Genomic DNA, 13,688 nt, shown 5'->3' with positions numbered 1-13,688 from the left:
CCCCTGAGTTATTTCAGACCCGGTACCCAAACGGTACCGATGGCGATCGATTGCAGCTTCTTCTTGCGGCCATACCAGAGGTTGACCACACCGCGCGAGATGAACACGGCGGAGAACATCGAGGTCAGGATACCCAGGCAGTGCACCACGGCGAAGCCGCGGATCGGACCGGAGCCGAACACCCACAGGGCGACGCCGACGATCAGCGTGGTCACGTTGGAGTCGATGATGGTCGCCCATGCGCGGTCGAAGCCGGCGGAAATCGCCGCCTGCGGCGTGGCGCCGGAACGCAGCTCCTCGCGGATACGTTCGTTAATCAGCACGTTGGCGTCAATCGCCATACCCAGCGCCAGCGCGATAGCGGCGATACCAGGCAGGGTCAGGGTCGCCTGCATCAGCGACAGCAGGGCCACCAGCAGCAACAGGTTGCAGGCCAGCGCCAGCACGCTGAAGAAGCCGAACATCATGTAGTAGGCGATCATGAACAGGGCGATGGCGGCGAAGCCGTACATCGTCGAGTGCAGGCCCTTGCTGATGTTCTCGGCGCCCAGTTGCGGGCCGATGGTGCGTTCTTCGATCACGTCCATCGGTGCGGACAGCGCGCCGGAGCGCAGCAGCAGCGCCAGCTCGGCGGAGTTCTCCGCGTTGCCCATGCCGGTGATCTGGAAGCGGCTACCCAGTTCGCTCTGGATGGTGGCGACCGACAGCACTTCCGGCTTGCCTTTCTCGAACAGCACGATGGCCATCTTCTTGCCCACGCGGTCGCGGGTGGCGTCGCGCATCTTGCGGCCGCCGTCGCCATTCAGGTCGATGCCGACCGCTGGCTGCTGGTTCTGATCGAAGCTGGCGGTGGCGCTGGAGATGTAGTCGCCGGTCAGCACCACGTCCTTGGTCAGCACCACAGGCACGCCTTTGCCGACGGTGAACAGCTCGGAGTTGAACGGAATCGCTGCCGTCATCTCGGTGCCCGGGGTGACGGTTTCGTCGACCATGCGCACTTCCAGCGTCGCGGTGCGGCCGATCACGGCGCGCGCGCGGGCCACGTCCTGCACGCCAGGCAGCTGGACCACGATGCGGTCGGGGCCTTGCTGCTGCAGCACAGGTTCGGAAACGCCCAGCTCATTCACACGCTTGGACAGCGTCGAGATGTTCTGCTTGACGCCGTCGTCGATGGTTTGCTTGAGCGCGGCCGGCTTCAGGCTGACGGTGGTTTTCAGCGCATCGCCTTCGCCGGAATCGACGAACAGCAGGTCGGTCATCTGGCCTTGCAGGACGTCCTTGGCCTTCTGGCGGGTGGCGTCGTCGCGGAATTTGATTTCGATGGTATCGCCCACGCGGTCGATGCCGGCGTGACGCACGTTCTTGTCGCGCAGCAGGGTGCGGGACGCGGCCTGGATGCCTTGCACGCGCTTGGCCAGCACCGCCTTGGTGTCGACCTGCATCAGGAAGTGCACACCGCCGCGCAAGTCGAGGCCGAGGTACATCGGCAGCGCATGCAGGGCCTGCAGCCATTTCGGCGTGTCTTTTTGCAGGTTCAGCGCGACCAGGTAGGTCGGGTCGGCCGGATCGGCGTTCAGGCCTTTTTCCAGCACGGACTTGGCGCGGAACTGGGTGTCGGGATCGGCGAAGCGGGCGCGCACGGAAGCGTAGGTGCCGGTGCCGTCGAAGGCGATGCCGTTGGTGGCGATGCCGGCGCCCTTGAGCACCTCTTCCACCTTGGCGGTCATTTCGGACGACATCTTGACGGTCGATTTACCGCTCGTGACCTGGACCGCAGGCGATTCGCCATAGTAGTTGGGCGCGGTGTACAGCGCGCCCAGCAGGATGGCGACTACGATCAGTATGTATTTCCAGAGAGGATAGCGATTCATATTGTTCAACGTTCAGTGTTAGGCGTCGGATGCAATACGGCCCGCACGCGGCGGGCCGGGGCCTGATTACAGCGCCTTGAGCGTGCCCTTAGGCAGCAGCATGGTGACCGAATTCTTCTGCACCGTCATTTCGGCGCCGCTGGAGATTTCGATGGTCACGTACAGGTCGGTCACCTTGGAGACCTTGCCCAGCACGCCGCCGGCGGTCACGACTTCGTCGCCCTTGGCCAGCGCGTCCATCATGGCCTTCTGTTCCTTGGCGCGTTTTTGCTGAGGACGAATCATCAGGAAGTACATCGCCACAAACATCAGGATCAGCGGCAGGAAGCTGGTGAGGTTACCGCCCAGGCCGAGTGCGTCGAGTGGGGAAGCCGATTGGGCGTAAGCGTTGGAAATGAACACAGGTGACTCCGATAATAGTTTGAAAAAATAGCGCTGTATTCTAGCACTGGCCGGAAGCCGGGAGGACTTCCGGTTATCTGGGTAAGATAAATCTTTTTACAAGAGTTACAACAAAATTAAACGCCGCGCGCGCGGTCCGCATGGAATTGCAGCGTCCAGGCGTGGAAACGGTCCTCATCCAGCGCCTCGCGCATCTGGCGCATGATGTCCAGGTAGTAGTGCAGGTTGTGGATGGTGTTCAGCCGCGCGCCGAGGATTTCCTGGGTGCGGTTCAGGTGATGCAGGTAGGCGCGCGAGAAATTGCGGCAAGCATAGCAGGAGCAAGTGCTGTCCAGCGGTTCCTTGTCTTCTTTGTAACGTGCGTTCTTGATTTTCACGTCGCCGAAGCGGGTGAAGATCCAGCCGTTGCGGGCATTTCGGGTCGGCATCACGCAGTCGAACATGTCGACGCCGTTGGACACGCCGTTGACCAGGTCTTCCGGCGTGCCCACGCCCATCAGGTAGTGCGGCTTGTTGGCCGGCATTTTCGGGCCGACGTGGGCCAGGATGCGCATCATGTCCTCCTTCGGCTCGCCGACCGACAGGCCGCCGATGGCCAGGCCGGGGAAGTCGATCTCTTCCAGCTTGGCCAGCGATTCGTCGCGCAGGTTCTCGAACATGCCGCCCTGGACGATGCCGAACAGCGCGTTCGGGTTCTCGCCGCGCTTGAACTCGTCCATCGAGCGCTGCGCCCAGCGCAGCGACATGCGCATCGACTTGGCCGCCTCGTCCAGCGTGGCCGGGCGGTTGTCGATTTCATAAGGGGTGCATTCGTCGAACTGCATGACGATGTCGGAGTTCAGCACACGCTGGATCTGCATCGACACTTCCGGCGACAGGAACAGCTTGTCGCCGTTGATCGGCGAATTGAAATGCACGCCCTCTTCGGTGATCTTGCGCATCGCGCCCAGCGAAAACACCTGGAAGCCGCCGGAATCAGTGAGGATGGGCTTGTCCCAGCCCATGAAGTCGTGCAGGCCGCCGAACTTGGCCATGACGTCGTTGCCCGGGCGCAGCCACAGGTGGAAGGTATTGCCCAGGATGATCTGGGCGCCGATTTCCTTCAGCTCCAGCGGCGACATCGCCTTGACCGAGCCGTAGGTGCCGACCGGCATGAAGATCGGGGTCTGGACCACGCCGTGGTTCAGTTTCACCTCGCCGCGGCGGGCCTTGGTCAGGCCGCTGCTATCGGTCTTGTGTAATTTAAATTCCAGCATGTTGTTCCTTATTTTGCTCGTGCTTGTGTCGTCAACAGCATGGCGTCGCCATAGCTGAAGAAACGGTATTCGTTGGCGATCGCGTGGGCGTAGGCCTTGCGGATCTCTTCAAAGCCGGCGAAGGCCGACACCAGCATCAGCAGGGTCGACTTCGGCAGGTGGAAATTGGTGATCAGGCGCGTGACCGTCTTGAACTGGTAGCCGGGCGTGATGAACAGCGCGGTATCGGCGCTGCCCGCCTCCAGCTGGCCGCTCTGCGAGGCCGATTCCAGCGCGCGCAGGCTGGTGGTGCCGACCGCCACTACATCACGGCCGGCGGCGCGGGTGGCGCGCACGGCGTCCACGGTTTCCTGCGGCATGGTGTACCACTCGGTGTGCATCTTGTGCTCGGCCAGCACCTCGGCCCGCACCGGCTGGAAGGTGCCGGCGCCCACGTGCAGCGTGACGTAGGCGAAGTTGACGCCCTTGGCCTTCAGCGCGGCCAGCAGCTTCTCGTCGAAGTGCAGGCCGGCGGTCGGCGCGGCCACCGCGCCCGGCACCTTGTTGAACACCGTCTGGTAGCGGGTCTCGTCGAAGGAATCGGCGTCGTGCTCGATGTAGGGCGGCAGCGGCAGGCGGCCGTGGGCCTCGATCAGGTCGAACACGTCGGCGTCGAAATGCAGGGTGTAGAACTCGCCGGCGCGCTCGCCGACGGTGACGTCGAAGGCGTCGGCCAGGCGGATCTTGACGCCGGGGCCGGGCGACTTGGAGGCGCGCACCTGGGCCAGCACGGTGCGGTTGTCCAGCACGCGTTCGACCAGCGCCTCGATCTTGCCGCCGCTTTCCTTGACGCCGAAGAAGCGCGCCTTCAGCACGCGGGTATCGTTCATCACCAGCAGGTCGCCGGGCTGCAGCAGGCCGACGATGTCGGCGAACTGGCGGTCGATGATCTGCTCGCCGTCCAGGTGCAGCAGGCGGGAAGCGCTGCGGTCTGGCAGCGGGAATTGCGCAATACGCTCTTGCGGCAAGTTAAAATCGAAATCGGAAAGCGAGTACATTTGCGGACTTCTGGAAACTGTTGAAGAAAATTCGGATAGGCCCGAAGGCGGTGCAAGTCGTACAATACCGGCGTTGCTTTACTGCGGCCAACCCTCTATTTTACGCTAGTGCCCGAAAAACGCTCCAATATGCCTGTTTCAACCTCGAAAACCGTCAAAAAGACAGTCAGCCCTGAAGCCAAGCTGGCCAAGCTGGGCCTGCACACCGATATGGACCTGGTGCTGCACCTGCCCATGCGCTACGAGGACGAAACCCAGGTCATCACCATTGAAGAGGCGCGGCTGCATGGCGGCGAGACTTCGCAGGTCGAGGGCCTGGTGGTGAAGAATGAAATCACCTACAAGCCGCGCAAGCAGCTGCTGGTGCATATCGCCGACGAGACGGGCGACCTGCAGCTGCGCTTCATGAATTTCTACGGCAGCCAGGTCAAGCAGCTGGCCGAGGGCACGCGAGTGCGCGCGCGCGGTGAGCTGAAACACGGCTTCTTCGGCGCCGAGATGGTGCACCCGGCATACAAGGTGGTCAACGAAGGCGCGCCGCTGCCCACTTCCCTGACGCCGGTGTATCCGTCGGGCGAAGGCCTGTCGCAACCGATACTGCGGCGCGCCATCGGCGACGCGATGAAGCGCGTGGACTGGACCGACACGCTGCCGGAGCAGCTGCGCGCGCGGATGCAGCTGTCCGACTTCGAGCCGGCGGTGCGGCTGCTGCACTATCCGCCGCAGCAGGTGGACGAGCATGCGCTGCTCGACCGCTCGCATCCGGCGTGGACGCGCATGAAGTTCGACGAACTGCTGGCGCAGCAGCTGTCGTTGAAGCGCGCGCAGCGTGCGCGCCGCGCCAAGGGTGCGGCGGCGCTGACGGTGATCGGCGCGCTGTCCGAAAGCTTCCAGGCCGCGCTGCCGTTCAAGCTGACCGGCGCGCAGCAGCGCGTGCTCAATGAAATCCGCAACGACTTGCGCCACCCGTATCCGATGCAGCGGCTGCTGCAGGGTGACGTCGGCAGCGGCAAGACGGTGGTGTCGGCACTGGCCGCCGCGCAGGCGATCGACAGCGGCTACCAGGCCGCGCTGATGGCGCCAACCGAGATCCTCGCCGACCAGCACTTCCGCAAGATCGCCGCGTGGATGGAGCCGCTGGGCGTGAAGGTCGCGTGGCTGACGGGTAGCCTGAAGAAAAAAGATAAGCTGGCCGCGTACGCGCTGATCGAATCGGGCGAAGCACAGCTGGTGATCGGCACGCACGCACTGATCCAGGACGCGGTGAACTTCGCCAACCTGGGGCTGGTGATCGTCGACGAGCAGCACCGCTTCGGCGTGGGCCAGCGCCTGACCTTGCGCAACAAGGGCGTCGAAGGCGCCGTCCCGCACCAACTGATGATGTCGGCCACGCCGATCCCGCGCACACTGGCGATGACCTACTACGCCGACCTGGAAGTGTCGGTGATCGACGAGCTGCCGCCGGGCCGCAGTCCGATCGTCACGCGCGCCATCGACCAGCACCGGCGCGACGAAGTGATCGAGCGCGTGCATGCCGCCGCGCTGGAAGGACGGCAGATCTACTGGGTCTGTCCGCTGATCGAGGAATCGGAAGCGCTGCAGCTGCAAACCGCGACCGACACGCACGCCCTGCTGGCCGAAGCGCTGCCGGACCTGAACGTAGGCCTTGTCCACGGCCGCCTCAAGCCGGCCGAGAAGCAGGCGGTGATGGACGCCTTCAGCGCCAACGAAATGCAGGTATTGGTCGCCACCACCGTGATCGAAGTGGGCGTGGACGTGCCGAATGCATCGCTGATGGTGATCGAGCATGCGGAGCGTTTCGGTTTATCGCAGCTGCACCAGCTGCGCGGGCGTGTTGGGCGGGGCTCGGCGGCATCGGTGTGCCTGCTGCTGTACCAAAGCCCGTTGGGAGGCGTCGCCAAGCAGCGCCTGATGACGATGCGCGAAACCACCGACGGTTTCGAAATCGCGCGGCGCGACCTGGAGATCCGGGGCCCCGGCGAATTCCTGGGCGCCCGCCAGTCCGGCCAGGCGATGCTGCGCTTCGCCGATTTGGAGACGGACGGCTGGCTGGTCGACCAGGCGCGCGATGTCGCCCACGACCTACTCCACGCCAACACTCCCGAAAAAGCCGCCACGGTCGAAGCCCACTTGGCCCGCTGGCTGGGCGGCCGCGAAGAATTCCTTAAAGTCTAAAAGCACAGGTAGAAGCGGTTGGCGAGGTCCAGCAGGAAATCCGGCGTCAGGTAGGCCATGAACACCAGCGCCAGCACTACGGCGCCGGCTGCGCGCAGCAGCCAGGTTTTCATCGTCAGGCCGCTTTCAAGGCGCCGCGTTCGATGGCGCGCTCGTTGATCGGCAGGTTGATCAGCCCAGCCATCACGCTCAGCCCGATGGCGATGCCCCAGACGATGTCGTAGCTGCCCAGCTTTGCGAACAGGTAGCCGGCCAGCCATACGCCGATGAAGCTGCCCACCTGGTGCGAGAAGAACACCACGCCCGCCAGCATCGACATGTGCTTGACGCCGAAGATGCCGGCGATGATGCCGTTCGTCAGAGGCACCGTCGACAGCCAGATGAATCCTATCGCCGCAGCGAAGACGTACACCGAGTACGGCGTCAATGGCGCCAGCAGGAACAGGCCGATGACGACCGCCCGCGTGAAGTAGACCGCCGACAGCAGGTAGCGCTTGGGGAAGCGTCCTCCCAGCTTGCCCGCGTAGTAGGAGCCGAAGATGTTGAACAGGCCAATCAGCGCCAGCGCCATCACCGCGACACCAGGACTGGCGATGCCCTTGTCCTTCAGGTACGCCGGCATGTGCACGCCGATGAATACCAGCTGGAAGCCGCACACGAAATAGCCCGCCACCAGGAACAGGAAGGAGCGGTTGCCCACTGCCTCGCGCATCGCCTCGCGCACACTTTGCTGCGGGCCGGCGCCATGCTCCACCGCCGGTTCGCGCAGGTGGAAGGACATCGGCACCATCAGCAGCACCACCAGGCCGGCCAGCACATAGAAGGCGGTCTGCCAGCCCACCGCGGAAATCAGCTGCTGCTCGACCGGCATCATCAAGAACTGGCCGAAGGAGCTGGCCGCGCCGGAGATGCCGAAGGCCCAGGAGCGCTTTTCCACCGGCGCCACGCGGCCGATAATGCCGCTGACCGCGCCGAACGCGGTGCACGCCAGCCCCAGGCCGATGAACACGCCCGAGCCGAGGACGAACAAGGTCGGATCCTTCACCAGCGCCATCCACACCAGTCCCGCCATGTAGCTGAAGGCGCCCACTGCCACCACGCGCATGGTGCCGTAACGGTCCGCCGCCATGCCGGCGAACGGGCCGAATACGCCCCATAACAGGTTCTGCAAGGCCAGCGCCAGCGAGTAGGTTTCCCGCGTCCAGCCGTTGGCCTGCGAGATAGGCTGCAGCCAGAAGCCGAAGCCGTGGCGCACGCCCATGGCCAGCGTCAGGACAACGCCACTGGCCAAAAGGACGGTTTTAAGTGAGGGCGTGCGGGAGGCGACGAACATGATAGGGACCTGGTTATGGAAACGACATCTGTCGATTTTAACCAGTTCCCGCCGCCCGCGCTTGAAGGCCTTAAATGTCGGAGGGATACTTCAAGCCGATTTGCGCGCGGATGTCGTCCAGCGTGCCCATGATGGACAGCGTTTCCTCGTGCGGCATCACCGGGCTTTCGATCAAGCCGGCGCGGATGCAGCGCCCCACTTCCTGCGCTTCGTGCGTGTAGCCGTTGCCGCTGCGCGGCAGGTTGATGGTGCGCTCGCTGCGCGAGGCGCCGTCCACCAGCGTGACGGTGATCGTCTCCGTGTTGTGGAAGCGGTCGTGCAGGCGCACGAAACCCTTGGTGCCGGAGATCGTCAGCTCGGTCGGCGTGCGCGAACGCAGGCTGCATGCGCACGACGATACACCGCCGTCCTTGTGCGTGAGCGTGAACGCGGTCTGCATGTCGACGCCGGTGGCGGTCATCTCGGCCTGCGCCCTCGCACCCGTCACCGGGCCGAGAAAGAACGACGCCATCGACAAGGGATAGATGCCCAGGTCCAGCAGCGCGCCGCCGCCCAGCTCCGGCGCGAACAGGCGATGCTCCGGGCCCGCGTCCGAGGTAAAGCCGAAGTCCGCGCTGACATTGGCCGGCACGCCGATCTCGCCGCTGTCGACAATGCGCTTGGCCTCCACCACGGCCGGCATGAAGCGCGTCCACATCGCCTCCATCACGAACAGCTTTTTCTGGCGCGCGAGGTTGATGATGTCCTCGGCCTGGCGGCGGTTCATGGTGAACGACTTCTCCACCAGCACGCCCTTGCCGCCGTTTAGGCACATCAGCGCGTTCTCGTGGTGCATGGGGTGCGGCGTGCCGATGTAGATCACATCGACTTCGGGATCGTCCGCCAAGGCCTGGTAGCTGCCGTGGCAGCGCTCCACGCCGTATTCGGCGCCGAAGCTGGTAGCGCTATCTACAGTGCGCGAAGCAACGGCGGCCAGCTTGGCGCCAGGAGTCTCCTGCAAGGCGGTGGCGAAAGCCTTGGCGATCTTGCCGGTGCCGAGTATCCCCCAGCGAATTACCTGCGTCATGGCGTGCTCTTTCTGCCGCGTCGGCGGCGAAGTCGGTTGAAAAAATCTATTCTACCGCCGGTGCGCGCTTGGGGCGGAACACCGTTGCGTCGTCGTAGAAGGCGTCGTCCTGCTCCGGCCACCAGCCCGGCACGCCCAGCGCCTGCATCGGCGTGAAGTCGGCGGTGCTCAGGCCATGTTCGGACAGCTCCTGCGCCACCTTGGCATCGATCCAGTGGCGGCGGGCGTCGTGGTCCATGGCGAAGAAGTCGTCGCCGGCCACCACCACGCGGGTGTGCGCGGTGATCGCCTTGCGCGGCGCGACCAGCTTTTCCATCAGCGCGTGGCCGAACAGCCAGACTTGCGCGTCCGGCCCGAAACTGGCGCGCTGCTCGATGAAGGCGGCGCGCCATTGATGCTCGCGCAGCGCGGCCGTCAATGCGTGGCCTGCGGCGCTGTCGCGCACCACCAGCAGGGCGGCGTTTTCGTCGAAGATGGTGGCGCCGTCACGCGCGGGGCCGCGCGATTTGCCGACGCCGTCGCGCGCGATCTGCGCCGCCTGCAAGGCGTTCAGTTGCACTTTGATGCGCGGGAAACTAAGCCACACAAGGCCGTTGAAGAAGTCGTGCAGGTTGTCGCGCGTGGGCACGCCGCCGGTGGCGCCGATGAATTCCTCGTACGCCGTACCTTCCGGCAGCGATTCCTGCGGCACGAAGTGGACCGGCAAATCCTGGTGGTTACGCAGGCCCAGTGCGGCGGCCTGCGCGTTGAGCGTGTCGATGAACGGCACGTCCGCCGAGAGGTGGCCGGCCGCGGTGCGTATCGAGTCGTACCAGGGACGCGGCCAGTCTATCGCTTGCAGCACTGCTTATACCATTTTCCAGTTGATGGTTTCGCCGGCGTTGAGCGGCACCACCTGCTGGTCCGCCAGCGGCAGGGTTTCCGGCAGCGTCCACTGTTCGCGCTTGAGCGTAATGGTGTCGGTGTTGCGCGGCAGGCCGTAGAAGGCCGGGCCGTTGAAGCTGGCGAAGGCTTCCAGCTTGTCCAGCGCGCCGGCGCGTTCGAAGGCTTCAGCGTACAGCTCCATCGCGTGCAGCGCGGTGTAGCAGCCGGCGCAGCCGCAGGCGGCTTCCTTGGCGCCCTGCGCGTGCGGCGCGGAGTCGGTGCCGAGGAAGAAGCGCTCGTCGCCGCTGGTGGCGGCGGTGACCAGCGCCAGGCGGTGTTCTTCGCGCTTGAGCACCGGCAGGCAGTAGTAGTGCGGACGGATGCCGCCCTTGAAGATGTCGTTGCGGTTGTACAGCAGGTGATGCGCGGTGATGGTCGCGGCGATCGGGCCTTCGGCTTCGGCCACGTACTGCGCGGCGTGCTTGGTGGTGATGTGTTCGAAGACGATGTTCAGCGCCGGGAAGTCGCGGCGCAGCGGGCGCATCACGCGCTCGATGAAGACGGCTTCGCGGTCGAACAGGTCGATGTCCTGGTCGGTGACTTCGCCGTGGACCAGGAAGGGCATGCCCACTTCCTGCATCATCTCCAGCGTCTTGTAGCAGTTGGACAGGTCGGTCACGCCGGCGTCCGAGTTGGTGGTGGCGCCGGCCGGATACAGCTTGACCGCGTGGACGATGCCGCTTTCCTGCGCGCGCAGGATCTCGTCCGGCGGCGTGTTGTTGGTCAGGTAGAGCGTCATCAGCGGCTCGAATTTCATGCCCGCCGGCAGCGCGGCCATGATGCGGTTGCGATAGGCCTCGGCGGCGGCGGTGGTGGTCACCGGCGGCTTCAGGTTGGGCATCACGATGGCGCGGCCGAACTGGCGGGCGCTATGCGGCAGCACGCTGGCCAGGGTGGCGCCGTCGCGCAGGTGCAAATGCCAGTCGTCGGGACGGGCGATGGTGATGCTGTCTGGGGTGTGTTCGAGGTCGGACATGGCGGCGGGCTTTCAGGCTATCAATGACGAATCCCGCCATTTTACCTCTTTGCGCCGTTCGCTTGACAGCGCGTACGTTAAAGCGTACGTTTTGATCGGATCACACAGGAGCAACCATGGATACCATCTCCGCCAGCGACGCCCGCGCACGCCTCTACAATTTAATCGACGAAACCGCCGCCAGCCATACGCCGATCACCATCACCGGCAAGCGCAATAACGCGGTGCTGCTCTCCGCCGAGGACTGGAGCGCGATACAAGAGACGCTGTACTTGCTGTCCGTGCCGGGAATGCGCGAATCCATTCTCGCCGCACGCGCAGAGCCGCTGGACGACAGCGCCAAGGAATTGATCTGGTGAGCTGGCAGCTGGTGTACTCCCACCAGGCGCAAAAGGATGCAAAGAAGGTGGCCGCCGCCGGAATGAAGAAGCAAGTGCAGGCGCTGCTCGACCTGTTGGCCAACGATCCTTACGCGCGTCCACCGTCCTTTGAAAAACTGGTCGGGGACTTGGCGGGAGCTTACTCGCGCAGGATCAACATACATCACCGCCTCGTCTATGAGGTCTTCCCGGATCAGCATATTGTTCGCATCCTGCGCATGTGGACGCACTACGAGTAGCGCGTCCGGAACTACTTAGAAGCAGATCACCGTCTTCCCTGCGCCGTGGCCGGTTTTGTTGCGCTCGATGGCGGCCGCCGCCTCCCCTGCCGCGACAAGCTCCGATACCACCACGGTCAACTCGCCATTTGCCACCTGCTTGGCGATCCGCGCCAGCAGCTCGCCGTCGGGGTGCGTCGTATGCCAGGTGCCACGGCGGCCGGCCGGTGTGCGCTGGACGATGTCCGGTGCGGCGATGCTGACGATGCGGCCTTGCGGCGACAGCACCTGCCACGAACGGTCCAGCGTTTCGCCGCCCACCAGATCGAACACCAGGTCGACATCCTTCGCCACGTCCTCGAAGCGGGTGGTTTTGTAGTCGATGACTTCATCGGCGCCAAGGCTGCGCAGCAGGTCGGCATTACGGCCTTGCGCGGTGGCCAGCACACGGACGCCGGCCTGCTTGGCAAACTGCACCGCGTAGCTGCCGACGCCACCAGCCGCGCCATGAATCAGCACCGTCTCGCCCCGTTGCAGCTGGCCGGTTTCAAACAACGCCTGCCATGCCGTCATCGAGGCGACTGGAATCGCCGCAGCGGTGGCATCTTCAATGGCGGCGGGTGTCGGCGCCAGCTTCGAGGCCGCAACCGCCACGTAGCTGGCGTAGGCGCCCAGGCCGCCCAACGCGCCAAACACACGGTCGCCCGCCACGAAGCTGTCGACGCCATCGCCAACCGCGACCACCTCGCCGGCCAATTCCAGACCCAGCGTGGCGGGCAGCGGCAGCTGGAAAATATCCTTGACCAGTCCATCGCGAATTTTCCAATCGAGGCCATTGACACCGGCGGCGGCAACCCGCACCATCACCTCGCCCGGACCCGGCTGCGGCATCGGCACCTCATCCCACCCCATCACCTCCACGCCGCCGTACGCATGGATGCGCAGCGCGCGATTGCTTGGGGTGTCGTCCAGCGCGGGATAGTCGATATAGCCCTGCGCCCCCGGGGCGTAGAACAACGCCGGATTGGGCGTGTTGAGCGGCGCGTTCAACGCGAAGCGGCGCGGCAGGTCGGGATTGGCGAGGAAGGCACTGCCATATGCCACCGCATCAGCCTCGCCGGCCGCGATGCGCTGCTCGCCGGACTCGCGGGTCTGGCCGCCGCCCAGGATGTAGGCGCCGTTGAACAAAGGCCGCAGCGCGCCGTGGTAGTCATATTCAGGCTGGAACTTGGCCACGTGCAGATAGGCCAGGCCCAGTGGGGCGAGCTGGCGCACCAGGTAGGTGTAGGTCTCCACCGGCGTGTCGTCCTTGATGTCGTTGAATCCCATCTCCGGCGAGATCTTGATGCCGACACGGTCGCCGCCCGCTTCCGCGATCATCGCGCCGAGCACTTCCAGGATGAAGCGCGCGCGGTTGGGAATCGAACCGCCATACTGGTCGCTGCGCTGGTTGCTGCCCGACGCCAGGAACTGTTCCGGCAGATAGCCCGACGCCGCATGCAGCTCCACCCCATCGAAGCCCGCCTCCAGCGCGCGCCGTGTCGCCTGGCGGTATTCGGCCACCACGTCCGCCACCTCGGCAGTCTCCAGCGCGCGTGGCGTGACGTAATCCATCATGCCGGCGGCGGTAAAGGACTGCCCCGCAGGCTTGATCGCGGACGGTGCGACCGGCAGCGCGCCGCCGGGCAGCATGCTGGGATGCGAGATGCGGCCGGTGTGCATCAGCTGCATGAAGATGCGTCCACCTTCGGCATGCACCGCCTCCGTCACCTTCTTCCACGCGGCCACCTGTTCGTCGCTGTAGATGCCCGGCGTGCGCACATAGCCCTTGCCCATTGCGCTGGGGAAGACGCCTTCGGTGACGATCAAGCCCGCCGTGGCGCGCTGGCGGTAGTAGGTCACGGCCAGTTCGGACTGCACGCCGTCGTCGTTGGCGCGCGAGCGGGTCATGGGCGCCATCACCATGCGGTTGCGCAGGGTGTAGCGGCCGATTTGCACTGCTGTCGATAAGGTGTTCATTGGGAGCCTC

At 64.7% G+C, this 13,688-nt stretch carries 12 protein-coding genes; 3 read left to right on the top strand and 9 right to left on the bottom strand.

Features of this window, described 5'->3' with window-relative positions; all coding sequences use genetic code 11:
* Positions 1–8: 8 nt before the first annotated feature.
* The 4 genes from secD to queA all read right to left on the bottom strand — a co-directional run bounded on the left by secD (position 9) and on the right by queA (position 4,566).
* Positions 9–1,871 (bottom strand): protein translocase subunit SecD, encoded by a 1,863-nt coding sequence (gene secD, locus GTP90_RS10810; protein ID WP_161083525.1) that lies wholly within the window; start codon positions 1,869–1,871, stop codon positions 9–11.
* Positions 1,872–1,937: 66 nt separating this feature from the next.
* Entirely contained in the window at positions 1,938–2,273 is a 336-nt protein-coding gene (yajC, locus tag GTP90_RS10805; protein WP_161083524.1) for a preprotein translocase subunit YajC, read from the bottom strand.
* Between the two features lie 116 nt (positions 2,274–2,389).
* Complete coding sequence (gene tgt / locus GTP90_RS10800; protein ID WP_161083523.1) at positions 2,390–3,529, bottom strand: tRNA guanosine(34) transglycosylase Tgt; 1,140 nt, start codon at positions 3,527–3,529, stop codon at positions 2,390–2,392.
* Between the two features lie 8 nt (positions 3,530–3,537).
* Positions 3,538–4,566 (bottom strand): tRNA preQ1(34) S-adenosylmethionine ribosyltransferase-isomerase QueA, encoded by a 1,029-nt coding sequence (gene queA / locus GTP90_RS10795; RefSeq protein WP_161083522.1) that lies wholly within the window; start codon positions 4,564–4,566, stop codon positions 3,538–3,540.
* 129 nt (positions 4,567–4,695) lie between these two features.
* On the opposite strand from queA, the gene recG reads away from it, so the two are divergent.
* Positions 4,696–6,762 (top strand): ATP-dependent DNA helicase RecG, encoded by a 2,067-nt coding sequence (gene recG, locus GTP90_RS10790; protein WP_161083521.1) that lies wholly within the window; start codon positions 4,696–4,698, stop codon positions 6,760–6,762.
* 115 nt (positions 6,763–6,877) lie between these two features.
* Here recG and GTP90_RS10785 read toward each other — a convergent pair whose 3' ends face one another.
* The 4 genes from GTP90_RS10785 to pyrC all read right to left on the bottom strand — a co-directional run bounded on the left by GTP90_RS10785 (position 6,878) and on the right by pyrC (position 11,061).
* Positions 6,878–8,095, bottom strand: a complete 1,218-nt coding sequence (locus tag GTP90_RS10785; RefSeq protein WP_161083520.1) for an MFS transporter — start codon at positions 8,093–8,095, stop codon at positions 6,878–6,880.
* Between the two features lie 70 nt (positions 8,096–8,165).
* Positions 8,166–9,161, bottom strand: a complete 996-nt coding sequence (locus GTP90_RS10780) for a Gfo/Idh/MocA family protein (protein ID WP_161083519.1) — start codon at positions 9,159–9,161, stop codon at positions 8,166–8,168.
* A gap of 46 nt (positions 9,162–9,207) precedes the next feature.
* Entirely contained in the window at positions 9,208–10,005 is a 798-nt protein-coding gene (locus GTP90_RS10775) for a DUF3025 domain-containing protein (RefSeq protein ID WP_161083518.1), read from the bottom strand.
* 3 nt (positions 10,006–10,008) lie between these two features.
* Positions 10,009–11,061: a dihydroorotase gene (pyrC, locus tag GTP90_RS10770; RefSeq protein ID WP_161083517.1), complete on the bottom strand. Its 1,053-nt coding sequence runs from the start codon at positions 11,059–11,061 to the stop codon at positions 10,009–10,011.
* A gap of 116 nt (positions 11,062–11,177) precedes the next feature.
* Here pyrC and GTP90_RS10765 point away from each other — a divergent pair, with 116 nt between their 5' ends.
* On the top strand, positions 11,178–11,420 hold the full coding sequence (locus tag GTP90_RS10765; RefSeq protein ID WP_161083516.1) for a type II toxin-antitoxin system Phd/YefM family antitoxin: 243 nt from the start codon (positions 11,178–11,180) through the stop codon (positions 11,418–11,420).
* Positions 11,417–11,680, top strand: coding sequence for a Txe/YoeB family addiction module toxin (locus GTP90_RS10760; RefSeq protein ID WP_161083515.1), 264 nt, complete (start codon positions 11,417–11,419; stop codon positions 11,678–11,680). The genes GTP90_RS10765 and GTP90_RS10760 overlap by 4 nt, the downstream gene beginning before the upstream one ends.
* A gap of 15 nt (positions 11,681–11,695) precedes the next feature.
* Here the strand turns inward: GTP90_RS10760 and GTP90_RS37395 are convergent, their stop codons facing one another.
* Positions 11,696–13,678 carry an oxidoreductase gene (locus GTP90_RS37395; RefSeq protein WP_161083514.1) on the bottom strand — a complete coding sequence of 661 codons (1,983 nt, stop codon included), beginning with the start codon at positions 13,676–13,678 and terminating at the stop codon, positions 11,696–11,698.
* Positions 13,679–13,688 lie beyond the last annotated feature (10 nt).

Source organism: Duganella vulcania, from assembly GCF_009857655.1.
In the GTDB taxonomy this organism is placed as follows: domain Bacteria; phylum Pseudomonadota; class Gammaproteobacteria; order Burkholderiales; family Burkholderiaceae_D; genus Rugamonas; species Rugamonas vulcania.
Note: the sequence above shows the minus strand (reverse complement) of the source record. Positions and strands in the feature narration are given on the sequence as shown.